The 23,420-nt window shown below is 60.1% G+C and carries 30 protein-coding genes, 1 tRNA gene and 1 pseudogene; 13 read left to right on the forward strand and 19 right to left on the reverse strand.

Annotated features, from left to right (window positions below; translation table 11 throughout):
• Positions 1–17: 17 nt before the first annotated feature.
• Positions 18–305 (reverse strand): annotated as a pseudogene (locus tag EOW68_RS18800) (mechanosensitive ion channel domain-containing protein); the annotation flags it as partial.
• A gap of 66 nt (positions 306–371) precedes the next feature.
• Positions 372–566, reverse strand: a complete 195-nt coding sequence (locus tag EOW68_RS18805) for a hypothetical protein (protein WP_431358921.1) — start codon at positions 564–566, stop codon at positions 372–374.
• Between the two features lie 34 nt (positions 567–600).
• On the opposite strand from EOW68_RS18805, the gene trmY reads away from it, so the two are divergent.
• The 3 genes from trmY (at position 601) to EOW68_RS13295 (ending at position 2,521) form a co-directional block, all read left to right on the forward strand.
• Positions 601–1,194, forward strand: coding sequence for a tRNA (pseudouridine(54)-N(1))-methyltransferase TrmY (trmY, locus tag EOW68_RS13285; RefSeq protein WP_128225649.1), 594 nt, complete (start codon positions 601–603; stop codon positions 1,192–1,194).
• Positions 1,195–1,235: 41 nt separating this feature from the next.
• Positions 1,236–1,308, forward strand: a tRNA-Pro gene (locus EOW68_RS13290).
• Between the two features lie 247 nt (positions 1,309–1,555).
• On the forward strand, positions 1,556–2,521 hold the full coding sequence (locus EOW68_RS13295; RefSeq protein ID WP_128225678.1) for an AAA family ATPase: 966 nt from the start codon (positions 1,556–1,558) through the stop codon (positions 2,519–2,521).
• A 149-nt stretch (positions 2,522–2,670) separates the two neighbouring features.
• On the opposite strand, the gene EOW68_RS13300 is transcribed toward EOW68_RS13295, so the two are convergent.
• The 6 genes from EOW68_RS13300 to EOW68_RS13325 all read right to left on the reverse strand — a co-directional run bounded on the left by EOW68_RS13300 (position 2,671) and on the right by EOW68_RS13325 (position 7,303).
• On the reverse strand, positions 2,671–3,456 hold the full coding sequence (locus EOW68_RS13300) for a DICT sensory domain-containing protein (protein WP_128225650.1): 786 nt from the start codon (positions 3,454–3,456) through the stop codon (positions 2,671–2,673).
• Complete coding sequence (locus tag EOW68_RS13305; RefSeq protein WP_128225651.1) at positions 3,453–4,124, reverse strand: DUF7504 family protein; 672 nt, start codon at positions 4,122–4,124, stop codon at positions 3,453–3,455. The genes EOW68_RS13300 and EOW68_RS13305 overlap by 4 nt, the downstream gene beginning before the upstream one ends.
• A 111-nt stretch (positions 4,125–4,235) precedes the next feature.
• Complete coding sequence (locus tag EOW68_RS13310; protein WP_128225652.1) at positions 4,236–5,630, reverse strand: hypothetical protein; 1,395 nt, start codon at positions 5,628–5,630, stop codon at positions 4,236–4,238.
• Positions 5,631–5,806: 176 nt separating this feature from the next.
• Positions 5,807–6,415, reverse strand: a complete 609-nt coding sequence (locus EOW68_RS13315; RefSeq protein WP_128225653.1) for an undecaprenyl diphosphate synthase family protein — start codon at positions 6,413–6,415, stop codon at positions 5,807–5,809.
• 83 nt (positions 6,416–6,498) lie between these two features.
• On the reverse strand, positions 6,499–6,948 hold the full coding sequence (locus EOW68_RS13320; RefSeq protein WP_128225654.1) for a DUF5793 family protein: 450 nt from the start codon (positions 6,946–6,948) through the stop codon (positions 6,499–6,501).
• 64 nt (positions 6,949–7,012) lie between these two features.
• Positions 7,013–7,303: a PadR family transcriptional regulator gene (locus tag EOW68_RS13325; RefSeq protein ID WP_128225655.1), complete on the reverse strand. Its 291-nt coding sequence runs from the start codon at positions 7,301–7,303 to the stop codon at positions 7,013–7,015.
• Between the two features lie 725 nt (positions 7,304–8,028).
• Here EOW68_RS13325 and EOW68_RS13330 point away from each other — a divergent pair.
• On the forward strand, positions 8,029–8,307 hold the full coding sequence (locus EOW68_RS13330) for a DUF7111 family protein (protein ID WP_128225656.1): 279 nt from the start codon (positions 8,029–8,031) through the stop codon (positions 8,305–8,307).
• Here the strand turns inward: EOW68_RS13330 and EOW68_RS13335 are convergent, their stop codons facing one another.
• From EOW68_RS13335 to EOW68_RS13345, 4 genes are all read right to left on the reverse strand, one after another.
• Entirely contained in the window at positions 8,308–8,478 is a 171-nt protein-coding gene (locus EOW68_RS13335) for a DUF4177 domain-containing protein (protein ID WP_431358922.1), read from the reverse strand.
• Between the two features lie 87 nt (positions 8,479–8,565).
• Entirely contained in the window at positions 8,566–8,700 is a 135-nt protein-coding gene (locus tag EOW68_RS18810; RefSeq protein ID WP_431358923.1) for a hypothetical protein, read from the reverse strand.
• A 50-nt stretch (positions 8,701–8,750) separates the two neighbouring features.
• Positions 8,751–9,686, reverse strand: coding sequence for a DMT family transporter (locus EOW68_RS13340; protein ID WP_128225657.1), 936 nt, complete (start codon positions 9,684–9,686; stop codon positions 8,751–8,753).
• Positions 9,687–9,720: 34 nt separating this feature from the next.
• Positions 9,721–10,035, reverse strand: a complete 315-nt coding sequence (locus EOW68_RS13345) for a thiamine-binding protein (RefSeq protein ID WP_128225658.1) — start codon at positions 10,033–10,035, stop codon at positions 9,721–9,723.
• A 443-nt stretch (positions 10,036–10,478) separates the two neighbouring features.
• Between EOW68_RS13345 and dpsA the strand changes: the two genes are divergently transcribed.
• A complete protein-coding gene (gene dpsA, locus EOW68_RS13350; protein ID WP_128225659.1) occupies positions 10,479–11,027 on the forward strand; it encodes a DNA starvation/stationary phase protection protein DpsA in 549 nt (182 codons plus the stop codon).
• A 141-nt stretch (positions 11,028–11,168) separates the two neighbouring features.
• Here the strand turns inward: dpsA and EOW68_RS18815 are convergent, their stop codons facing one another.
• Positions 11,169–11,333 carry a hypothetical protein gene (locus EOW68_RS18815; RefSeq protein ID WP_431358924.1) on the reverse strand — a complete coding sequence of 55 codons (165 nt, stop codon included), beginning with the start codon at positions 11,331–11,333 and terminating at the stop codon, positions 11,169–11,171.
• Positions 11,334–11,470: 137 nt separating this feature from the next.
• On the opposite strand from EOW68_RS18815, the gene EOW68_RS13355 reads away from it, so the two are divergent.
• The gene (locus tag EOW68_RS13355) at positions 11,471–12,139 is read left to right on the forward strand and encodes a DUF7547 family protein (RefSeq protein ID WP_128225660.1); all 669 of its coding nucleotides are present in this window, start codon (positions 11,471–11,473) and stop codon (positions 12,137–12,139) included.
• The gene (locus EOW68_RS13360; protein ID WP_128225661.1) at positions 12,136–13,395 is read left to right on the forward strand and encodes a DNA double-strand break repair nuclease NurA; all 1,260 of its coding nucleotides are present in this window, start codon (positions 12,136–12,138) and stop codon (positions 13,393–13,395) included. Before EOW68_RS13355 ends, EOW68_RS13360 begins: the two co-directional genes overlap by 4 nt.
• Positions 13,396–13,398: 3 nt before the next feature.
• On the opposite strand, the gene EOW68_RS13365 is transcribed toward EOW68_RS13360, so the two are convergent.
• Together EOW68_RS13365 and EOW68_RS18820 are read right to left on the reverse strand one after the other, a co-directional pair.
• Entirely contained in the window at positions 13,399–13,752 is a 354-nt protein-coding gene (locus tag EOW68_RS13365) for a DUF7113 family protein (RefSeq protein ID WP_128225662.1), read from the reverse strand.
• 86 nt (positions 13,753–13,838) lie between these two features.
• Positions 13,839–13,985 carry a Trm112 family protein gene (locus EOW68_RS18820; protein WP_431358925.1) on the reverse strand — a complete coding sequence of 49 codons (147 nt, stop codon included), beginning with the start codon at positions 13,983–13,985 and terminating at the stop codon, positions 13,839–13,841.
• Positions 13,986–14,107: 122 nt separating this feature from the next.
• Here EOW68_RS18820 and EOW68_RS13370 point away from each other — a divergent pair, with 122 nt between their 5' ends.
• The 5 genes from EOW68_RS13370 to EOW68_RS13390 all read left to right on the forward strand — a co-directional run bounded on the left by EOW68_RS13370 (position 14,108) and on the right by EOW68_RS13390 (position 18,775).
• Positions 14,108–15,949, forward strand: coding sequence for an ATP-binding protein (locus tag EOW68_RS13370; protein ID WP_128225663.1), 1,842 nt, complete (start codon positions 14,108–14,110; stop codon positions 15,947–15,949).
• Between the two features lie 46 nt (positions 15,950–15,995).
• Positions 15,996–16,631 carry a MinD/ParA family ATP-binding protein gene (locus EOW68_RS13375; protein WP_128225664.1) on the forward strand — a complete coding sequence of 212 codons (636 nt, stop codon included), beginning with the start codon at positions 15,996–15,998 and terminating at the stop codon, positions 16,629–16,631.
• Between the two features lie 183 nt (positions 16,632–16,814).
• Entirely contained in the window at positions 16,815–17,444 is a 630-nt protein-coding gene (locus tag EOW68_RS13380; RefSeq protein WP_128225665.1) for an RAD55 family ATPase, read from the forward strand.
• Between the two features lie 109 nt (positions 17,445–17,553).
• The gene (locus EOW68_RS13385; RefSeq protein ID WP_128225666.1) at positions 17,554–18,330 is read left to right on the forward strand and encodes a fumarylacetoacetate hydrolase family protein; all 777 of its coding nucleotides are present in this window, start codon (positions 17,554–17,556) and stop codon (positions 18,328–18,330) included.
• A 19-nt stretch (positions 18,331–18,349) separates the two neighbouring features.
• Positions 18,350–18,775 carry a DUF8743 domain-containing protein gene (locus EOW68_RS13390; RefSeq protein WP_128225667.1) on the forward strand — a complete coding sequence of 142 codons (426 nt, stop codon included), beginning with the start codon at positions 18,350–18,352 and terminating at the stop codon, positions 18,773–18,775.
• A 4-nt stretch (positions 18,776–18,779) separates the two neighbouring features.
• Here the strand turns inward: EOW68_RS13390 and EOW68_RS13395 are convergent, their stop codons facing one another.
• The gene (locus EOW68_RS13395) at positions 18,780–20,147 is read right to left on the reverse strand and encodes a sodium-dependent transporter (RefSeq protein WP_128225668.1); all 1,368 of its coding nucleotides are present in this window, start codon (positions 20,145–20,147) and stop codon (positions 18,780–18,782) included.
• Between the two features lie 143 nt (positions 20,148–20,290).
• On the opposite strand from EOW68_RS13395, the gene EOW68_RS13400 reads away from it, so the two are divergent.
• A complete protein-coding gene (locus EOW68_RS13400; RefSeq protein WP_128225669.1) occupies positions 20,291–20,929 on the forward strand; it encodes a DUF6517 family protein in 639 nt (212 codons plus the stop codon).
• A gap of 5 nt (positions 20,930–20,934) precedes the next feature.
• Here the strand turns inward: EOW68_RS13400 and EOW68_RS13405 are convergent, their stop codons facing one another.
• From EOW68_RS13405 to EOW68_RS13415, 3 genes are read right to left on the reverse strand one after another with little or no spacing between them, the layout of a single operon-like run.
• Complete coding sequence (locus EOW68_RS13405) at positions 20,935–21,318, reverse strand: Zn-ribbon domain-containing OB-fold protein (protein ID WP_128225670.1); 384 nt, start codon at positions 21,316–21,318, stop codon at positions 20,935–20,937.
• On the reverse strand, positions 21,315–22,487 hold the full coding sequence (locus tag EOW68_RS13410; protein WP_128225671.1) for a thiolase domain-containing protein: 1,173 nt from the start codon (positions 22,485–22,487) through the stop codon (positions 21,315–21,317). Before EOW68_RS13410 ends, EOW68_RS13405 begins: the two co-directional genes overlap by 4 nt.
• Complete coding sequence (locus tag EOW68_RS13415; protein WP_128225672.1) at positions 22,481–23,224, reverse strand: beta-ketoacyl-ACP reductase; 744 nt, start codon at positions 23,222–23,224, stop codon at positions 22,481–22,483. Before EOW68_RS13415 ends, EOW68_RS13410 begins: the two co-directional genes overlap by 7 nt.
• Between the last annotated feature and the right edge of the window lie 196 nt (positions 23,225–23,420).

The raw sequence follows: 23,420 nt of genomic DNA on the forward strand, positions 1-23,420 counted from the left end.
CGGTTTCGGCTGAAACCTCATTCATCGCTGCCCAGATTGTGGGTCCACAGCGACTCGATCGATCGGTTCGCCACGATGACCATGTCGCCGTCGTCGGTGTCGATCCGGCTCTTTCTGAGTTCGATAGCCCGGACAGTCCCCGTTGCCGCGTCGGTGCTCAGTCGGTCGCCGACGTTGAAATCCGGATCGCGTAGCAGGTAGATACCGGCGACAGTGTCTTCGATCATCTCCGAGAGTGCGTAGGCGACACCCAGCGCGATGAAACCGGTCGCGGTGCCGAGACTCGCCGCGATCTCACCCAGCCCGGGGATGCTCATACTGCCGGCTGTAAATTCGTAAAGATATGTGCTACCCCGGGGTGGCGCAATTCTTCAGTTTTGTACAGCCGGCAGTATCAAAAGTGTCAGCGCGACACCGAACCACAGGACGATCACGAGAACCGTCACCAGCAGATCGGCGATGAACTCCTGTTGTCCTGCGTAGCGTTTCCGGAGTGACTCCGAACTCGCGGGCCGTTCACCGGGCGTGGCCGACGACGACCGAGACCGATCTTCGGCTTCGACCAATGGCTCTTTAATTCACTGCCGCTACTGGTCGGCCATGCGCCAGTTCATCGTTCACGGTCACGCGGTGCCACCGACAGCGGAAGTCTCGCTCGACGATCTGCCGGGCGCTGGTCGGTTGGATCTCCTCGCACGCTGTGTGACCGCTTCCTTCCTGCTCTCGCACGGTATTCGCGACGACGTTCGCACGCATCTCGTCGTCAACGATGAGTTCACGGTCCAGTTCGACGGGAGCCAACTGCGGGGATTGCACCCCGACGAGCGGTCGACGGCGGCCCTGATCCGGACCGCACTCGAAGAGAAAGCGGAGGCAATCGGGCAGATCCCCGTCGAAACCTCTCCTGGCGTCTCCCTGATCAGACGGGGATTCGAAGGGACGCTCGCAGATGTGGCGAGTTCGGGGACGGTCGTCCAGTTGCACGAGGACGGGGAGCCGGCCGTCGACGTTTCGGTGCCAGCGGAGCCAATCTTCGTGCTGTCGGACCACCAGGATTTCACCGACGACGAGGATGCATTGCTGGCAGCGGAGGCCGACCACAGGCTGCGCGTCGGCCCCGAGGCGCTGCACGCCGATCACACGATCACCGTCGTCCACAACTGGTGTGACACCGACGGCTTTCGCTCCTGCTGATCCGCAACCATTAAATCGAACGCTGGCCTGCCACCAAATGCGGGCCGGTGGGGTAGCTTGGTATCCTTCGGCCTTCGGGTGGCCGTAACCTGAGTTCGAATCTCAGCCGGCCCACTTCTCCCGCAACACGAAAACGAGGAGCGTCAGCGACGAGTTCGTGTTGCGAGTGTGGCACACGCGAGTTTGTTCGAGACAGTCGAGCCCGTGGAAAAATAGTTAAGCTATCATTAACTAGGTAGGGGTAATGACAGAGAACAGCCCCCAGATCGACGATACCGACGGTGACGTGGGGGGGCAAAGTCACAGCGAGGAGACACCGGCCCCCACAGTCGACGACAGTCCGAATCGGTTCGTCGAGGCGATGAAAGGGACGGACGAACAGGAGGGGGTGTTCAGCAGTCGGTTCGCGGAGATCGAGCCCATCCTGCTGTCGTTCGGTCGCGCGCTGGGCGGCAACGCAGAGACACTGGACGATCTCCCCTTCACCGAGGAGTCCGGCACCGAGAAGATGCCCGAACCGCTGTACGTCCGCCACGACGAGGAGATGCTCACGCAGCTGACCAGCTGGCTGCTACAGGGTCAGCACATCGGGCTGATCAGCCCGTACGGGACCGGCAAAACAGCACTCCGGGAGATCGCCGCCAGGGATCTCGGCAAGCGGGACGATTTCCTCGTCGCGAGCGTCAAAAATCCCAACGCGACGACCGAGCGCGGGCTGTACGAGACGATCCTCAAAACTGCCTATTCTGGGGGGTACGAGATCGATCCGGACAACTACTGGCAGGTCCGCAACGGGATTCCGTGGGCGACCGCCGAAACCCGGAAAGCAGTGCGGGAGGTCAGCCGCGCTGCCAGGGCGGACGGTGTGACGATCCTGCTGATCGTCGACGAGATCGAGGATCTCCCGGCCAAACTCCTGCCCCCGTTACAGACGGCCGGTGATCTGGGGATCCGACTCTTCCTCTCTGGCACCCCCGACGGGAAAGACCGACTCCACGAGTTCCGCGAGACGCTCGAATCACGGCTTCGGTACTACGAGGATATCGATCAGTTCTCGCCCGCAGACACAGCAGAGTACATCGCGCGATCGTTCGCCTATTTCAGAGACGAACCCTACGACGGGCAGGGTCCGCCGTTGTTTACGCCACAGGCGATCAAGTTCATCCACGAACAGACCGGCGGCAACCCCAGAGAGACACGTCTCGAGTGTATGGATCTGTTCGCACGGGCGGCGTTTATCTGGCACCGATCCGGCCGGGAGATCGAACGTATCAACATCACACCAGCCCTGCGAAATCGGAGTCTGTCGATGGCTCCGCCGGAGTGAAGATCCCGACGAAACCGTCACGGACGTACTGCCTCATAGTGTTTGTTGCGAGTCTTTACCGCGACGGTGCAACAAGATATCGGTCACACGGCGTGAAACACCGATATCTGTGACGTGGTCACAAAAATTACCGCAACAAACACTATCAGTTACGCCCGCAGATGGAGGAGATCGTGCTCTGTGCCCCCGAGTTCGAACAGTTCGTCGACGGTCGCCGGATCGGTCGTGAAGTAGCTATCGTAGTTACCTCCCGACCGGTGGGCGGATTCTGCGACCGTCGGTATCAGTAACTCGTCTTCGGTGGGACAGTCTTCGGAGATGAGGGCCGCTTTTCGGTTTGGATTGCCGTCGCCGTCGTAGAGCAGAAACCAGTGTCGCTCCAGTTCCCCGTGGTCGTCCTGGATGACGGTAAACGGTACGTCTTCCAGGGTGGCGTCCGGGGCGCCGTAGACGGTGACGTCGACACCCTCCTCGGCGAGTGCCGTGTACATCTCGACGGTCCGGTCGGAGTTCGCGATCTGTGAGAGCTGCTGGAATCCGGCGTGGAGCTCGCCCGACCCTTCCCGTAGTGCCCGGCGCTCGAAATCCCGCGAGAGACGAACCATCTCTTGGATCGTCAGTGCTGGTTTCACACGCACCTCGCTGGATAGCTCTGCCAGCAACTCGGCACCTGGCTGGCTCTCCGATTCGAACCCCCTCTCGAACTCGGTCTGTGCCAGTAACGAGTCGACAGCACAGGCATCGAGTACCGATCCATCCTGGTGGAGGACGGCGATATTCGCCGGTCCCGCGCCATCAGTGCTTGCTGTCTCGAGATGGGCACCGTACCCGTGCACCAGCTCTTCGAGTTCCGCCAGCTGTTCTTGGGTGCCGGAGTAGTCGTAGACAGTCACTGTCTGTGCTTGCTGTCCGAGATAGCCGAGGAGCGCCCTCATTGTGAGTCACCCTGCTGGCGCTGGAACTCGTACCAGCCCGTTTCGGTGTCGCCGCGGACTCTGAACAGGGTCGTGTCGGATTCGTCACGAACCTCGACCACGATCGGAAACAGCTGAAAGAGCGTGTTTCTGTCCTCGCTGTCGATCGCATCACTGTCGAGTAGCTGGACGGTCGAGTCACCGAGCTCCGAGGCGCGGCTGTTCAGTTTCGAAATAAACCGATAGACACGCTCCATGTTGGAGTAGATCAGCAGCGTCGAGATCGTATCGAGTAGAACCCGTCGCCCGCCGCCCCCGTACTGGTCGTACCCCTTCGACAGGCAGACGGCGATTCCTGTCAGATCGACCGGCGAGTTCACCGAGCAACTCGACTGCGAGCTGGGTGTCTGTTCCGTGCAGTCGATCACGTACCGTTCATCGGCGCGGTGTCCGTCGGGGACGAATGACTCGAATCTCTCGCGGAACTGCGCGTCGGTGTCTGTTGCCGTGATGACGAACGGTTCTCGCCCCGCCACCCAGGAATCCGCGAGTATCTCGAAGGCAATTTCATCCTTGTCGGAGAGGGTCGGTCCCATCACTAGCACGTCCGATCCGCCCATACTGTTCGGGAGGACATCGGCGACAGTTTGTTTCCTGATAGTTGTCTCTTCGCTAGTTACTTTTGCCACGTAATCTACCTCTCGGAAATTTCGGAGTGCTCGGGTATAACTTGTTTGCCACCAGCTACGGCGAACCGTTGGTTTTGGCGACAGCTCGTCCCGCGTTTCACTGCCGGAGGTTCAAGACTCTGGCTCGACTCGGGGCAACTCGCTCGTATCCGGGATCGAATCGGGGATCGAATCCAATATACTGTTCCACTCGTCGATATCGTCTCCGGATGCGTCGCCCGACGAAAACCCGTAGTAGTCGTTCGGTTTGTTGTAGTTCATCGTACTGGGATAGCGATCGAACGTAACCTCTGACGGGCCGTCCGGGTGGTGTCTGAGTTCGAGAGAGTGACCCAGTTCGTGCATGAACGTCGAGCCTGTGAAATCATCCCAGGAGTACTGACGGACGATGAACCCCGACTCGCCGATCCAGGCTGCGCCACCGACTTCTCTGCCGTCCATGGTGGCCTCTTCGACGACGAGTGCGTACTGATACCCCTGGTTCCGGTGGTCGAAATACTCCCGTTCGACGGCGTACTCGTCGAGATCTGGCTGGTCGTCGGACGATGCCGACAGCGCGAGTGGTCTCTCTGTCGGAACCTCCTCGTCCATGTCGATATGCAACGAGATCCCTTCCGATCCGTCGGGGTTTTCGACCGGTGCGTCGGCAAAACTGTCTTCCAGGGCCGATTGCTCGGCGTCTGTCAGTCCCGGTGATTCCATGTAGTCGACTTCGACGTAGATATCGACTCTGGTGGGATCGGCGCCGGGTAACGTGTCCTCGAGGTGGACCTCCTCGCCGTCGGTAAACCCATCACCGTCCGTGTCTTTCACCGCTGGATCAGTCCCATACTCGTTTATTTCGGGACCGTCGTCGAGCCCGTCGCCGTCGGTGTCTGCCACCGTCGGGTCAGTTTCGCCGTCGACCTCGAACTCGTCCGACAGGCCATCCTCGTCCGTGTCAGCGACCACCGGATCGGTACCGTATTCGGTTATTTCGTGGGAGTCGTCGAGTCCATCGCTGTCGGTATCTGCGTTCAATGGATCGGTACCGTACTCGTTCAGTTCGATATTATCGTCGAGCCCGTCGCCGTCAGTGTCGGCAGCTGTGGGGTCAGTCCCGTAGTCGTTTATTTCGGCGCCGTCCGGTAACCGGTCGCTATCGGTATCATACTCTGTCGGATCAGTCCCGTAGTCGTTTATTTCGGCGCCGTCCGGTAACCGGTCGCTATCGGTATCATACTCTGTCGGATCAGTCCCGTAGTCGTTTATCTCGGCGCCGTCGTCGATTCCATCCCCGTCGGTATCTGCTGTCGTCGGATCGGTCTCGTACTCCCGCAGTTCGAGACCGTCTCCGAGTCCGTCACCGTCTGTGTCCCCGTCGAGTGGATCTGTTCCGGCCCGCAGCTCCCCCACAATCGGTGTCTCGTCCCCGTCGATGTCGACCAGATTGGTCGTAGCTGTCACACCTCCAGCCGACAGCAAAAGCACCACCACCCCGATCACAGCGACGATCCTGGTATCCATACTATCAGAGGAGTATCCGTATGTTCCAGGTGCTTATACATATTATTCCAGCTGTAAAATAGATAAAAATAGGTTCTGATTGATACGACTGGCCGCTATCGATGATAAACAGAAGTACAGTCGTAGGTACAGTTTTTAATCACGCACGTAATCGTGAGTCGTTCCGCAGAAGGCTTTCACTCGCCGAACCGGCGCTGTCGGTCCTGGAAATCCCGGAGTGCGCGGAGATAATCCCGTCGGCGGAAGTTTTGCCAGTTGACGTCTGTGAAATACAGCTCGGAGTACACCGACTGCCAGATCATGAAATCAGAGAGCCGTTCCGCACCCGTTTTGATGATCAGATCCGGATCGGTCGGGAAGACGAGCTGTTTTTCGATGTCGGTTTCGGTGATCTCCTCTGGGTCGAGCTGTCCGTCGGCGACGGATTCGGCGATCCGGCGGACGGCGGTCGCGAACTCGAACCTCCCGCCGAGTCCGATACTCACCTGGATCGGCGTCGAAACCCGCGATTCGTCGTCAGGGGTTCGGACTGCAAGCGGCCGTGGTGTCTCCATCTGCTGGAACTCCGCTTCGATCGCTGGTACGGCCGACTCTTCGGTCACACTGACGTAGACGACGATTCTCTCGGCACCGAACGCGAAGGCCCACGAAAAGAACTGTTCGAGTGTTCGGTACCCGGTCTCGCCGTGGAGATCACGTTCCGTGATAACGAGTGCAACCGTTTCTGGCAGCGACTCCTCGGCGAGCTGGATCCGCGTCGCGAGATACCGGTCGTACAGGCCCACAGGCTCCGTTTGGGCCTGTCCGACATTTAGGTTCGGGTTCAAACCGAGGGAAGTAGCTACCGCGCCAGCATCGGGGTCGCAGTCTACAGTTCGACGCCGCTGGGGATCAGACTGTCCTGTCGGAGAAGATTGCCGTCGGGGTCGTACGCGAGCATCGAGTCGAGGTCGTAGACGATCGGTTGTCCTTCCTCCCGGTTGATGCGGATTCTGTAGCTGGCCTCTTCCTCGGTTCCCTCCCGTGCTGCCTGCACGAGGTCCATGATATCGTCCGCGTCGGCACTAAATTCGAGGAGGTACTCCCCGGTGATCCGGTGTGTGAGGCTGAATACGCCCGTCGCCGCTGCCTCGTCTGGCTGTTCGTGAAACCGGTAGGCTGCGTCGATTTCGGATTCCGGAACGAGTTCGCCGTCGGTGTTTGTCAGTTGGTCCGTCAATGTCTCTTTCGGGCCGTCGTAGTTGATATCGAGCGTTGGGGTAGCCACGTCTGCTGGGTCCAGGCTTTCCGTCACGACTGTGAAGTGATCACGCCTCATCCGATACGGGAGTCTACGGCGTCCGCTACAATGAACGTAACGGCGCTACCGGTGTCACAAGACTCTACTGTGTGTGGTGCTCGTGATCGACGGTTTCGAGCAACCAGTCGATGTGCTCCCGGAGTCGGTGCTCACCAGCCTCTGTAAGCTGATAGACGTCGTGGATGCCCTCTGTCTCTGTCTCGACGAAGCCGGCCGATTCGAGAGCGTCGAGTGCCCCGTAGAAGGATTTGGGTTCGATGCGCGTGTCGTAGTGTGATTCGAGTCTCGATTTCAGCGCCTGGGCCTGCAGGGACTCGCCAGCCAGGATCGCACAGATATCCCGACGCCGCCCGCTCTGGAGAAACTTCGACATATCTGTAGGGAACTGGTTGACACGTCATGTTGCTTTCGACAGTGTCGCCTTCGTCAGAATGAATGGACGAACTGGAGATACTGACAGCAAGAACGCCCCTCGGGAGACGACGACAACGAAACCACCACTACGAACCACAAGAAAGCCCCCGCCCGCTCGGTGGCTGCGACTCGCTGCGGTCCAGTAGGTCCTTGCGTCGTCTCGCTCACCGAGCGGGCGGCCCGTTTCATAGTGTTTGTTGCGGTAATTTTCGTGACCACGTCACAAATATCGGTGTTTCACGCCATGTAACCGATGTCTTGTTACACGACGGCGGTAAAGACTCGCAACAAACACTATCATACTGCCGGCTGTAAATTCGTAAAGATATGTGCCACCCCGGGGTGGCGCAATTCTTCAGTTTTGTACAGCCGGCAGTATCAGTCCCACCCGTATCGGCTGGCCAATCAAGCTACGTGGGTGGGACTGAAAGGGGCGATGCTCTGAACGAAGGCGGATCCATCAAGCACCGTCGTCCGAGAGACTCCGTCTCTCGTGATCACGAAAGGCCGGAGGCCTTTCGAACGACAACCCGGAGGGTGGGGAGCGCAGATGTGGTCCCCCGAGTTCAGAGCCTCGGGGCTTTCTTGCTGTTCTTGAGATTCGTATTCGAACTCCCACACTCAGTTAAACACCCGACTCCACAGAACCGACACGTTTGGGTATCTCGAAGCCAACAGACTGGCATGGCAGAGGACGCGACCGTCACTGACGGAGAGCTAACTGCAAAGTACTACGAGACAGAGACCGAGCGAATTCTGGAGTTCAGCCGGGACGGCCGGGCAGCAATCGTCGCACAGAACATCGAGGGGTACGCGATGCTGAAAGTTCGTGACGGGCCGGATGGGGACGAACTGGAGCGGTACTACGGCTTCGATATGGCACTCGACCACGCCGGCGAACTACTCGGGCTCTCGCCGACCGACCTCCCCGTTCCCGAGGAAGCAACAGACATGGGGATGTGATCAGACCTCGCGTTCGAACACGATGCCGATGGTCGTCCCGTCGCGCTGGAACGTCTCCGCCAGTCGCCACCCCTCCTTCGCGTACTCGTTTATCACGGACTCGATATTACCCATCTTCTTCCCGCGCGCCTCGGTGGCGTGTGTCGTATACACGTAACGCTGGTCTGCCATACCCACAGTTAGTGCCACGACGAAAAAAGACCACTGTCTTTGGACAGTTTCGTTTCGTGATATGTCTTTCTCCGAGAGGCTCCCGGATCAAAAATACCAGAATGCCAGGTAGGGAAGGCCGAATGCGATGAGCGTCAACACGGCCAGTATGATCGTGTAGCCGAGGATCGTCCCGACGCCCGTCAGAAATGCGGGATGTCCGAGTTTCTTCGAGCTGGCCATACCTGAGTTCGGGGTGTCTGGTACTTAGTAGTGGCCCCGAATAATCGCAACTACGATGGCTGCGCCTGCTCCCTGCCCGACGCGGTGAGCGCGATGCCAGCGAGGACGACAACGCCACCTACGACGGTGTAGAGGGTCGGAATCTCCGCGAGCAAGAGTGCGGCGAGGATCGTCGCGCCGACCGGTTCACCGAGTAAGGAGACCGAGACGACACTCGATTCGAGGTGTCCGAGCGACCAGTTGATGACCGTATGACCGAGCAGGCCCGGACCGATCGCCAGGCCGGCGAAGATCAGCCACTCGCGGGGTGGATAACCGCCGAGTGGACTCCCCTGCAGGAAGATTATAATCAGGAGGACGACCGTACAGACGCTGTAGACGACGACCACGTAGGGGATCAGGGCGATGCGCTGGCGCAAGGAGCGACCTGCGAGTACGTAGCCCGCAGCCATGAGCGCACCAAAAAGCGCCAGTGAGTTGCCGAACAGCGGATCTGCGCCGACCACACCGCCGAGCAGATCGCTGATCGACATCGCAATAATTCCCACGACAGCAACGATGATCCCGATCGTCATCCGGCGTGTCACCCGCTCTGAGAGCAGCGCCCACGCGCCGATGGCGACGAACACCGGCTGGGACTGGACGATCGTGACACTCGCTGCGACGCTGGTCCACGTCAGGCTCTCGAACCAGGCCCCGAAATGGAGTGCCAGCGCGAGCCCGGAGAGCACGGCGAAGCCGAAGTCGCGACGACCGATCTTTCGGAACTGGTCGCGATAGCGCCAGATGGCGATCGGCACGAGTGGCAGTGTCGTGAAGAGGACGCGGTAGAAGGCGGCGACTGTCGAAGGAGCACTGCTGAGTCGGACCAGGATCGCGCCGGTGCTGATCGCCGTAATGGCGACAACGAGTCCGGCGTAGGGGCGGACACTGTCTTCGGGAAGGGAGTGCTCGGCCACGATGGAGGCTCTGTCCCCACCGGGCATACTAATTGCGTCTCCTGGAGCAACAGCCGGGGTCTCACTCTCTCCGACTCGTCGCCTCACGGCCAAGGTGCTGCTCGACGCTCTCGACTTTCGCTGCTGCAGCGTGATCGGCCGTACGCTTGTCGTCGATCTTCAGGAAGGTGCTGACGCGGTCGGCGTCGACAGCCTCGTGGGCTGCGGCTGCGGCCTCGAACAGTACTGCAGCGCTGTCGGCCTCGATTATCGTTCCCATCGGCGTGGTCTCGTACTCGACATCGAACTCCTCGAGTGCATCGACAGCTTTCGCCACTTCGGGTGCTATACTGTCTTCGATTGTCGGTGCGACGCTCAGGAATGCTGTTGTCGTCATACGTTCCCGTAGACACTCCGGACTAAAAGGTAGCCATATTATCCCACGCTTTCGTGGATACGATGATGAGTGAGGAGGGAAACGGGCTCGGACTCGCAATCGTTCGTGAACTCGTCAGGGCCCACGACTGGGCGATCTCACGGCCCTGATCGGACGCGAGCCACAGTGGCGCTCGGTTCGAAATCAGGACCAGCCCCGGTGGATGACGCGGACGCCGAACTGGACGCCGAACTGCACTCGATAGCGTGGCGTTCAGCGACCGTTCACACGGTATTTTTCAGCACGGATCTCAGGAATACTTCTCTGTAAACAGTTGTCTAAACAGAAGATGCCTGTCATAATAAGAATAATAACTTTGGGAAGCAAATAGATATTTTCGCTACCTGAAAATATTTTTTCTAAATAGGCAGCTTTATATGTATTGCGACACAACAATAATCCGTATGAGCACCCAGAAGACAGTCCTTCGAGAGTTCGGAACAGTCGAAGAAAACGAACTCCGACTCGACGAGGAGAAATCCGAGCAGATCATCGACGCGCTGAACACAGATCTCGCGGCCACGTACGTACTGTACCACCAGCTCAAGAAACACCACTGGAACGTCGCCGGTGCGGAGTTCCGTGACATCCACCTGTTCCTCGGCGACGCCGCCGAAAACGCAGAGGAGGCAGCCGACGAACTCGCAGAGCGCGCACAGGCGCTGGGCGGAACCCCGGTCGCCGGTGGGAAAGCACTCGAAGAGCACGCACCTGTCGAGCCGGAAGATGAGGATATCTACGACATCCGAACCTCTCTGGGGAACGATCTGGACGTCTACGGCGACATCATCGAGAGTCTCCGTGACCACGTCGAGCTAGCGACGAACCTCGGCGATCACGCGACCGCAGAGATCCTGCGACAGATCCTCGTCGAAGTCGAAGAGGACGCCCACCACATCGAACACTACCTCGAAGACGACACGCTGGTCACCGACGCCGCGATGCAGCGGTAGATTCGGTCGCGTTCGTCCGTCGGTTTTCACTCACAACCACACTACGGAGACGGTTCTCTGTCGCTCGGAGTGTAGATAGCGAAATGGAGTCACCGCGACACGGCGCAAAATCGGCACTCAGACCGAGAGAGCGTCAGTACGTTACCGGAGTAATTCGACAGTGTAGTCGGTCGAGATCCAGCCTTCGGTGTTATCCTTCTCGGTGAAGACGGCACGGTCCGGTGAACTGCTGTGGACCGTCACCACCCGATCGACTACCTGTTCCGGTCCACGCTCGGACCCTTCTTTCTCCTCGGCGAGTTTCATTACTGGTGATTAGGCACCCCTAAAACTAAAAGAGTTTTGGTGTACCTAAATCCTTGCAGCAACCATCCCGACTGTCTCTCTCCATATCCGAGCTCAGCCACGAGGTGTTTTGTACCGTGGCGTCTAAACCTCCGGGTATGAGTGATGCGGGAGACCCGGACGTGACGCGGTTGTTGCGAGATCTCACACGGGAGTTACAGACGCTGCAACGTGAACTCGACGACGGGAGTCGGCGGGGACTCCCCTCCGGTAGTCAGCTCTCACGGTTTACGAGTGAGGTCGCCATCCCCGGAGTTATCTTGCTGCTGGAGACGAATATCCGAGCCCTGCAGTTGCTCCGGCGGACGATCCGGCTGGCAGACGGCCGGGACCCTCGCGACACGGGCAGCAGTACCGCCAGGGAATTTCGCGACCGTGCGGAACAACTCGGGCAGGCGACACTCGTCCAGTTAGACAACGCACTCGCCGAAGTGCAGGAGTCGCTGGACGAACGCGAGGGAGACGACGAGGCGACCCAGCTTCTCGAAGATGCGCGGCGGTTACAGTCACAGATCAGGGAGCAACTGGCCCAGAGCGAGGCCGAATCGACGGCGATCGATATCGGTGACGACGAGACCGATCCGGTCGATATCGACGTCGATGCCGAGTTGCAGTCGCTCAAGGACAATCTCGAAGACGACGGAACGAACAGCAACGGCGCGAACGACGATGGCTCCGGGGAGGGAGGTGGGGAAGACGAGGATGGAACTGACAGCGCCGGTGCAGAGGATGACGGAGACGACAGAATGGATGGGGGCGACTCGTGACACTCGATCCGGTCCACGTCGACGGGATCGCCGACCTCGCGACACGGGTGACGGATTCGATCGACGACACAGACCACACGGATCTCGCAGAGCGGGCCTGGTCCGAATTTCTCGATCCGCTCTACAGCAGCGGTGGCGATGTCGTACTTGAACCACTCGGTGAGCACAGACGACGGAAAGTCGAGACTGACGATATCGCTCTCGAACAACCACCCTTTCCGACACAGCAGGGACTCGACGCCGGGACGATCAATCCGACGACGTTCAAAAACGGGCTCGTGATCGACGTCTCCCAGGCCGCGATGGCAGGGGTCCCCTCGGACGTGGATCTCCACCGCGCGCGGACGATCGTGATGACTGTCCATACGAACGACGCTGCGGCCAACTTCCAGGAGACAGACTGGCGGATGGCCGACGAGGGATACGCGCGCCGGCGCATCCTCCGTGCACCCCGGGTCGACCGCCACGAACAGGTCGTCGTCCACGCACTCGCGCTGTATCTCGCCGAGAGCGAACACGCACTCAAACAGAGCGAATACGTCGACGACCTGCTCGTCCTGGATGGGCCGATCTACCCGACCGGCCTGCTGAAGTGGGTCGAACGGGATCCGGAACTCGAACGGTTGATCATCGAACGCGAGGAATTTACCGATGTCATCGGAAACTACCTCGAACTGGTCGAAGAATTCGTCAATCGTGGAATTCCGCTCACAGGCTTCGTGAAAAACAGCGCGTCGAAGGCAGTCTCCCGGGAACTCCGACGCAAGACCGGTGCGCCCTGGGTCAACGACCAGGCGTTTTTCCGCCGCGTGCTCGAACGACGGGACGACGACGGTGACCTCCGTACCGACTGCCTGACGTTCACGGGGTGGTTCCGGTCGCGGGTCGGCACTGACGGCGTGCTCGCCGACGGACGGATCGAACTGGACCGGAAACGGGTTCTCGACGACGAGGCCTACGAGGTCACCTTCTTCGTCGTCTACGATCCGAGAGACGACCTCGTCTACCGGATCGAGGTACCTTACGCGTTCACGCGCGACGAGGAAACCCGCGAACAGCTGACGACGCAGTTCCTGGGAGAGATTGCCCGGGAACGCGGCCCGCCACTCTCCGTCGGCAAAGCAGACGAACTCGCGAAAATCGACCGCCAGGGGAAGGAGACGATCCGGCGACGCATCGAACACGTCTTCGAGACTGGGCAGCAGACGGATTACAACCAGAAACGCTGGGGACCGGCCGACGAGATCGAACTCTAGGAGCTATCGGAGTGACTCTTCTCGTCGTTCAGGGTCGTCGACGACCTCGATTTCCACGTCGTCCCGATCCATTCCGAGTCGGGCGAACTGTGTCCTGAGATGCTCTTTGGCGGCGTCCAGTGCCTGCTGCCGGGTATCGAATCCGCGCGGCATCGGTGACTCGAAGGCGATCTGGAGTTCCTGCCCGTCGATGACCTGCGTGCTGCCGCCGCTGTCGACCTCGTAAAACTCGTCGCAGATCCAGACGAACGCCGAATCCGTATCCGGTGACCCGCTGTAGGCTGGTGGCTGTTCGTCTTCTTCGTAGATCGTTCCGGTGAGTGCAGTGTCGCCTGCCCAGCCTCGAACCAGTAACATGGCTGTAGATACGGCGGCTGCGGTCAAAAACTGTCGGACTGTGTTGCCGGTGTACCGTCGGTTGATCCGGCACGTCGCTCGTCTGTTCAGTCGGCGCCGTGCTTCGGTACGTAGCCACAGTCTCGACAGACCATCGTCTGTGCGTTCATATCCAGTGGCGTCTCACAGTGTGGGCAGACGTAGCCGGCGGCTGCGGCCCCGCTCCGAGAACTGTCGTATGGGATTGGTGTCATCACCTATCCCCAGGGTACGACAGAACTTAAAACCACGTACGACAACTGTCGAAAACAGTTCTCCAGTACGCTCGGCCACTCGGGGGAAACGGGTTTGGTGTTCGCGTTTATTCTAGATGACAATGAGCGACCTCGGTGATTTCACCAGCGATCTAGATAGCGATACGACAGACTCTTCTGCTGACGATAGTACAGCGTCGAGCAACACCGACGTAATCGACTCGGAGGAAACCGAGCCCTCCGGACAGTCCGAGACCTTCGAATCGTACGAGGCGACGCCTGCTGGCCAGGATCACGGAATCGGTGTGCTGTCGGCCGCGGGCGGCCTCCAGATCAGTGAGGACGACGACGAAACGCGGCTCCGAGCCTACGTAACGGCGAACAACCGTGCGGAGATCCGGATCGGCTCCTATCTGCTCGCCTCCTACCCAGATGGGGAGCGTCTGTTCTGTCGGATCAGTGGACTGGAGTACGCCCAGGAGTACCGCGCCGACGACGCGACCGAGATCCACGCGCGCCGGGCGATGCGATCTGCTGGCATCGACGAGGAGGATTTCAAACTCATGGCGACGCTCGATCCCGTCGCCGTGCTCTACGAGGACGACGGCGAACTCAAACGGCGGATGACCGATCGCGTCCCAAAACCCGAGACTGTCGTCCGCCAGGCCGACGACAAGGCCGACATCAAGACTGGGCTCAAGATGCCGTCCGAGGGTGTCTACCTCGGCCACCTCGCGGTCGGCGGCCAGAAGGTCCGGACCGCAGCCCAGCCGCCGACTATCGACTACCGGCTGAAAGACGACTACACTGCCGGGGATCCGCTCGTCTTCCGGCATACGCTGATCGCCGGGGGGACCGGATCGGGGAAGACCCACGCCGCGAAGAATATCCTCCGGCAGTATCTCGACGAGGACCGCACGTACCCGGTCGAGAGCGGGGCCGACAGGGCGGTTTCGCCGGCGGTCGTCCAGTTCGATCCCCAGGACGAGTACGCACAGATGCACGACGACGGGGAGTACGACGGGGAGTTCGCCCGGGAGCTCGACAGCCAGGGGGTCGCCCACGGCGGGCACGACGATACTGTCGCCTTCATTCCGAAAGTGGGCTCGGCGACGTACTCGGCGAGTCACCACCGGGCCGAGCAGGTCGAGTTCACGATCCCCTTCGAGATGGTCCACGAGAACCCCTGGCTCATCGCCTCGAGCGGGCTCAACGACAACCAGTACAGCGCGCTGGTGACGGTCCTGCTCCCGAAGTTCCGGAGCCAGTATGGCACCGAGGGAACCTACGACCAGTTCACGACGTTTCTCGACGATCCGGCACTCAAGGAAGAACTCGACGAGAGCGGGAAAGTCCACGAGGCGACGTTCGATGCGGTCGCGCGGCGCGCCCGTGGATTCGGCTCCGTATTCGACGGCGATGCCCAGCCGATCACCGAGCGCATCCACGAGTTCGTCCGCCCCGGCGGGCTGACGGTCGTCCCGACGTATCACATTACGGAGAGCAGGTACGCGGAGACGATCGTCCTCGCCCTCTCCTCGCTGCTGGTCGACGAGAAACTCTCGAACGACCCCACCTACGACCGGATCAAAGACACACCACTGATCGTCGGGATGGACGAGGCCCACAACTTCCTCACCGACGCCGACACCGTGCAGGCGAGCAAAGTGATCGGCAAGTTCACCGAGGCCGCAAAGCAGGGCCGGAAAGAGCGACTTGGACTCTTTCTCATCACGCAGGACCCACAGGATATCGCCGATCCGGTGTTCAAACAGATCAACACGACGGTCGTACTGAATCTCGGTGACGAAGACGCGATCTCGGCGGTGAACATTCCGTCGAATCTGGAATCGAAAGTCCCCTACATGGAGAAAGGCCAGATGGTCGTCTACTCGCCGGACAACTCAGAGCCCGTGGAGCTGATCGGGCTGCCGAACTGCCTGACGAGACACGGGCGGGAGTAGCTGTCCGATCCGAACGTTTATCTTCGAATCCGCGACCAGCAGCGGTATGCTCGCGATCGCAGGTGGCAAGGGCGGCAGTGGAAAGACGACGACAGCGCTCGGGCTCGCTGCGATCCTCCAGGATCGTGGCCGAGCGCCGCTGGTCGTCGACTGTGACTGTGATATGCCGGATCTCCACCATCAGGCAGGGGTCGACTCGCTCGGTGGGATCGACGAGCTGGCAGATGGCGCCCCGGTCGAACTCGTCGCGGCGGAATCGACCGCCGTCCCCGGCGTCCGCATCGTGACGGCGGGCAGCCGTGATCGGGTCGACAGCGCGCTCTCGCACCTCGGTACCTGGCACGGCCCGGTCCTCCTCGACTCCCCTCCCGGGATGGGACCGGACGCTGCGCGACCGCTCCGCCACGCCGACCGGAGCCTGCTGGTGAGCTCGGACCGCCACCAGTCCGTCGCGGATACACGGACGACGGCACAGAGTGCGCGCGAACTCGACGCTCCGCCGGTCGGTCTGCTCGTTCGCCAAACGGGGATCGAATCCCCCTCGAACTGGCCAGCGCCAGACGGAGTTCGCAAGCGCGTTCCAACAGTGCCAGAGCCACTGGCCAATCCGGCTGTTCGGAAAGTGTGGGCGGAGACAGTTGCGGTGCTGTTCGGGACTCACCGTGCTGCCAGGGGAGCGTGATACTGCCGGCTGTAAATTCGTAAAGATATGTGCCACCCCGGGGTGGCGCAATTCTTCAGTTTCTTACAGCCGGCAGTATGAGAAACCGGAGTCAGTTAGACTATATAAAACATGGCCACAAGAATCTTACCTGATAGTTGTGGCGGAATCTTTAACCGGGGGTGTTGCATAGTATCATAGTAGATGGCCGACCGGTTGCGGACAGGGATCGATGTTCTCGACAGAAAACTCGATGGTGGGATACCGGCCGGGAGTATGGTTGCGCTTTCGGCACCCCCATCGAGCCAGGCAGAGTTATTTCTGTACGAGCTGACCGCCACGCGCGGGACGCTCTGGCTGTCACTGAACCGGACTGCAGAGGCAGTCACGGACAGCATCGAGACCACGCCGACGGAGACTGGCGATCCGACAGTTCGTCATATCTCCGGGGAAGCCCCGCTAGACAACGCTGGGAAACTCATCAGCGCGCTGCCCGAGACGTCGAATCTGATCGTCGATCCGCTGGACGTGCTGGAATCACAGGAGCCACCCTCGCGGTTCCGGAGTTTCATGAACGATCTCCAGAACCACATTTTCAATACCAATAGTCTCGCAATCCTGCACTGTCTGGAGGGGCGGTCGATTCCCCCGCTCCGGGATACGACAGAGCATTTCGCGGATGTCGTCTTCAATCTAAAGACAGATATTTCGGGCGACGAGATCGAAAACCGCCTCTCGATTCCGAAGTTCCGCGGCGGGCGCGCACCGGCTGATACGATCAAGCTCAACCTCGTCGAAGAGGTCAAGATCGATACGAGCCGAGATATCGCCTGAGAGAAGGTGTCTGACCGGATCGACAAAGTAGTCGTATTTATCGAACAGAAAACCAACCTCCGAGAACTGGCCCACAACATCTTATTCTTGCGGTGGCAAACGAACGAGCATGAAGCAGGTACGATTCCGTGATCCAGCAGGAACTGTCCGGACAGGCGAGTGGCTCTCCGAGGAGGGAGAGCCCGCACCCACGACAACTGCCGGCATCAACGGGGTAATCGAATTCGGCGGCCAGCAGTACGACCCCGAAGAAGTCGAGATCCTCCCACCCTGCGAGCCGTCGAAAATCGTCTGTATCGGCCTGAACTACGCAGATCACGCCGACGAACGGAATTCGGATCTCCCGGATCGCCCGCTCCTCTTTCTGAAACCACCAAACGCCGTCGCCAGCCACGAAAGCGACGTACAGCTTCCGGCCGGCAAAGAGCGGATCGACTACGAGGGCGAACTGGGCGTCGTCATCGGCCAGCAGTGTCGCAACGTCGACGAACGCGACGCGATGGATGTCGTGGCAGGCTACACCTGCATGGTCGATCTCTCGAACCGCGACGACCAGGACCGGGAACAAAACTGGGTCCGCGGGAAAGCCTTCGACAACGCAGCACCGCTCGGTCCTGTCCTGGCGACACCAGGGCACCTCCCCGAGGACGCGAGCGTCGAACTGTGGGTCAACGAGGAGAAACGCCAGTCCGCGACCCGTGAGCAGCTCATCTTCTCGATCCCCGAACTGATCGCGGAGATCACGAGCTATCTGACACTCGAACCGGGCGACGTGATCGCGACCGGAACGCCGGAAGGTGTCGGACCACTCTCGGACGGTGACGAGGTGAGTGTCCAGATCGAAGGTGTCGGACAGCTCCAGCACACCGTCTCGATCCCGGAGTAATCGCACGGGACGAACCCAGATGGCCTCACCCGACAGTGCCGGTCGCGTCTGCGTCGTCGCAACTCGGGACGCCACGTTCGAGCGCTGCCGTGCGGGCTTTTACCCCGCACCGCAATCGTACGACAGAACGACCACCCCCTTCGAGTACATGGCCTTTTATCGGACTGCACCAGTCTCGGCGATCACACACTACGCAACCGTCACCGACCGGATCGAGCAACGCCGTGGCGATGCAGGGCCGATGGGCGAGGCTGACTGGCAAGATATGATCGATCCGTTCTCGGACGAACAGATTGCAGTCGTCTTCGAACTCGGGGGGTTGGTCGCTCTCGACTCCCCGGTCGAGAACGATCAAAATGGCGTTCGCGGTCCGTGGTACTGCTCTCTCGAAGCCCTTCAGGGCTCCACCACGCTTTCGGAACTGGCCACCCGTTCCGATCAGTAACTCGTCAGAGGTCCTCGACCCACGGGACGAACTCGTTTTGCAGGAACTCGACGTAGTCACCGATACCGAGCGCGAGCGAGACCACGAGTACGACCAGTACCGGAATCCGAACTGCCCAGATCCAGTAGCTGCCGAGATTCCCGATGTTGTCGATCCCGTGTGAGAGTTCGGCGATCGCCTCGTCGGCCCACAGCCAGGCGACGTAGATACTCAACAGCAGCGCACCGAGAATCAGCAGTATGCCGTCCGCCAGCCCATCGTAGGCCGAGAGCAAGACCAGATCGTAGGCGGGTGCCAGACCCAGAACAAACAGGGCCACACAGAGTAACGCGGTGGCCCGGAATCGCGGGACACTCTGTTCGTCGACCAGATAGGAGACGACCACCTCGGTGAGGCTGATCGCACTGGAGAGGGCTGCAATCGCGACGGTCCCGAAAAATACCGCGCCGACGACACCCCCTGCAGTGAGCTCCCCGAACGCCGACGCGATCGAGATGAACAGCACGCCGACACCGGGGTCTGCCGGGTCGACGCCCGCAGTGAACAACACTGGAAAGACGACCAGGCCGACGACGAAGGCGATCATGGTATCGAACGCGATGATGATTCCACCATCCGCGGCGAGATTCCTGTCCTCGCCCACGTAGGAGGCGTAGGTGATCATGATCCCAAAGCCAAGCGAGAGCGTGTAGAAGGCCTGCCCCGCAGCGGCCGGCAACACCGTCGTCCAGTTCGTCGCCAGTTCGCCGAAATCCGGCGAGAGATAAAACGAGTACGCCTGATCTGCACCGCCGAGCGTTGCGGCCCACCCGGCGAGGACCAGCAGAATGAGAATGATCGCGGGAACCACAATTTTTGCAGCGAGTTCGATCCCGCGCCGGACGCCGAGTCCGACGATCACCAGCACGATCAGCAAGAACAGGCCGTGAAACGCCATCGCTTCGCCACCCTGTGCGAGTTCGAAAAACTGTGTTTCTGCGCCTTCGGTGTCGGCAGTGTACCCACCGAACAGACCGAGCAGCGTGTATCTGATCGTCCAGCCAGCGACGACGCTGTAGTACGACATGATGACGAAGGTCGTGACGACGAAGATCCAGCCGAGTGATCTCCACTTTCCCCTGCCGATCTCCCGGACTGCGCCGACGGGGTTTCGTTCCGTGTTGCGGCCGACGACGAACTCGACGAGGATCGCCGGGAAGCCGACGAAGACGATGAAAAGAAGATAGACGAGCAGAAAACCAGCGCCGCCGCTCTCGCCCGTAATAAACGGAAATCGCCAGATATTGCCCAGTCCGACAGCGCTGCCGACCGCTGCGAGCAGGAATCCGATCCGTGTCGACCACTGCTCACGGTCGATTTCGAGCGAAGACATACGGTAGCTTCAGTTATGTTCGCAATAAATGTACTCCCGAATTGTCAGAACGCAGGTGGGAACACGACTGTTTCACTCTCCTCTCTCCAGACTCGAAAAGACAGGCCCCAAGCAATATACCGACGACCGACTTCTGTCAGGATATGTACTCACGACGTGCGGCCCTGGCTGCCATCTCCGGTGGGGCGGTTGTGTCGCTGTCAGGCTGTGCCCTGCTCGGTGACGAGATCGAACAGAGCGCAGATCCAGCGCGTGTGAGCGAGCAGGCGCTGCAGGGAACTGGCTACAGTGAAGCCCGGATGGAAGACCAGAGCTTCGAGCAAACGGTCGAGATCAACGACGAGGAACGCGATCTGCGGCTGACGAACTGGGTTACCGAGTACCGGAAGCTTCCGGGAGAGACCGAACAATCGGCGGCCAGTTTTCTTATTTTCACCACACCGACGGTAACTGTCGCGGGCCAATCTGCGAACCCGTTCAATGCGTTCAGTGAGGAACAGTTGATTCGCCGTCTGACCGACCAGTCCGGCCGCGGCGATGCCACCGATCTGGAAAAACAACGCGAACGGGAAACAGAGATTCTCGGTGAATCAGTCACTCTCTCGATATATCAGACGACACAGTCGGTAGCCGGACAGGATGTCGACGTTACGATGTACTTCGGCAACCTGGCGAACGACAGTGATCTATTGTTCCTTCTCGGTGCCCATCCAGAACTGCTCGACGAATCTGAAAATATCTATCAGCTCGCAGAAGGCATCGAACACCCGGTCGATCCCTGACGGGATCAGGCCGGTGTGAACACGAGAACTCGTTTGTCGTGCGTCTCCGTCTGCTCGATCCCCATCTCCACTTCCTGTCCGATCTCGATATCGTCTGCCTCCTGTTCACGGAGCTGTCCGGTGATTTTCACCGGGCCGAACTCCGCGATGACGACGACAAACGGTGCGTCGTCGGCGAACTCCGGTGAGGCGACGTGGGTCTGTGTGTAGGTGACCACCTCACCAGTCTCCGGGAGCGGTTCTTCCGAGAGTTCCTGGCTGCCGGTCGCGGGGTCGATCCGCCGCGGTGGCAGGTAGCCGTCGCCCTCGGTCCCTTCCAGGTAGTACGGTTCACCATCCTCGACAGCATCGAGGAAATCGTCGAAGCCGGCGTGTCGTGCGTCGCTCATTGGTCCACCTCCTCGAGAATGTGAACGACACAGCTCGCGACTGTCCCACCCGCGTTGTGGGTCAGCCCGACGCTCGCATCGCTCACTGCATCACTGTTGACGTGATCGCCACGGAGCAGTTTCGTCATCTCCGAGATCTGGGCACAGCCGGTCGCGCCGACCGGATGTCCCTTGGCTTTCAGCCCGCCGGAGAGGTTGACCGGGAACTCTCCGTCTTTGGTCGTCTCGCCGTCTCTGGCCGCGCTGATCGCTTCACCGGTTTCGTAGAAGCCGAGCGCTTCGAGCGCGAGTGCTTCCGCGATGGTGAAACAGTCGTGGACTTCGGCGACATCGACGTCGGAGCGGTCGATGCCGGCGTCGTCGAAGGCCATCTGTCCGGCCTCTTCGGCGGCCGGCGTTCGTGGGATCGACGCGCGGTCCTGCAGACCGAGTGCGTCGCTTCCCTGCCCGACACCCGTAATCTCGACCGGGGTGTCGAGCCCGTGTTCCTCGGCGAAGGAGTCACTGACGAGCACTGCTGCGGCCGCACCGTCGCTCATCGGTGAGCAGTCGTAGAGACCGAAGGGCGCGCTCACAGTCGGTGCTTCGAGGACGTCCTCGACCTCGATCGCCTTGTTGAACTGGGCGAGTTCGTTGTTCACCGCATTGGCGTGGTTTTTGACCGCGATGTGTGCGAGGTCCTCCCGTGTCCCGCCGAACTCGTGGAAGTACCGGTTCGCCATCAGCGAGTACGCACCCGGGAAGGTGACGCCAGCCCGGATCTCCCACAGGGCGTCTGCGGCCGCGGAGAGCGCTTCTGTTCCCTCCGCAGTGGAGATATTTTTCATCCGTTCGGCACCGCCGACGAGTACGATGTCGGCCTGGCCACTCCGGATCTTGTCGACACCCATCCGGACTGCCGCACTGCTCGATGCACAGGCGCTCTCGACACGGGTCGCCGGCGCGTCCACGCCGGCCGCATCGGCCATCAGCGGCCCCTGGTGGCCCTGGGTCTCGGCGAACTCGCCCATGAAGTTGCCGTAGTACAGCTCCTCGATGTCGCCGGGTTCGACGTCTGCATCCTCGAAGGCCTCGCCGGCAGCCTGGGAGAACAGATCGCGTGATGTTCGCTCGGGTGAGGCACCGAACTTCGTCATTCCCACCCCAGCGATACGGACATCGTTTACCATTCCATCCCTCCGTTGACACCGAGCACCTGTCCAGTCATGTAACTCGACTCCTCGCGTGCGAGGAAGGCAACGATCCCGGTGATGTCTTCGACCTCCGCGAACCGGTCGAGTGGAATCCGTTCGAGGATCCCCTCACGCACTCTCTCCGGCACTGTCGCGAGCATATCCGTCTCGACGAAACCGGGTGCGACACAGTTCGCGGTCGACCCATCACGGGCCATCTCCAGCGCGATCGTCCGTGTGAAGCCGAACAGCCCACTCTTCGTGGTCGCATAGTTTGCTTGCCCGTAGTTCCCCTGTTGGCCGACGACACTCGAAATGTTGATCAGTCGTCCCTCGTGTGCCTCTCGAATATCGTCGTAACAGACCTTGGTACAGTTGAAGATCCCGCCGAGATTCACCTCCATGACCCGATCCCAGTCTTCCCGGGTCATCTCCGAGAACTTCTTGTCGACGGTGATCCCGGCGTTGTTGACCAGGACGTCGACCTGCCCGAACTCCCCTGCGGTGACATCGTACATCGACTGGACCTCGTCCATCTTCGCGACGTCACCCTGTGCCACTACTGCGGTACCCGGCCCTTCGTTGATCACCTCTTTGACCTCGTGGGCCTCGTCTTCGGAAGATCTGTAGTTTACGACGACGTTCGCGCCTCCTTCGCCGAATCTCTCTGCGATACCACGGCCGATTCCCCGTGAAGCTCCTGTGACAAGACAGGTTCTATCTTCGAGTTGCATCTGTATATCTCGCTTAGACGTTGCACTCACTCCCTCATAAAAGTAGTTTCTTAAGTAAATGATTGCGGTAGAGGGTGTCATAGAACGAGTAGCACACCAAAGAGCAGGGTGAACGCTGAGGTGGATGAGTTCAGCGACCCTGCAAGATGATCCTTCGGTAGAGTCGTTCTTCAATGTCGCGGAAACCGAGACGCTA

The organism is Halovenus amylolytica, assembly GCA_004015825.1.
In the GTDB taxonomy this organism is placed as follows: domain Archaea; phylum Halobacteriota; class Halobacteria; order Halobacteriales; family Haloarculaceae; genus Halovenus; species Halovenus amylolytica.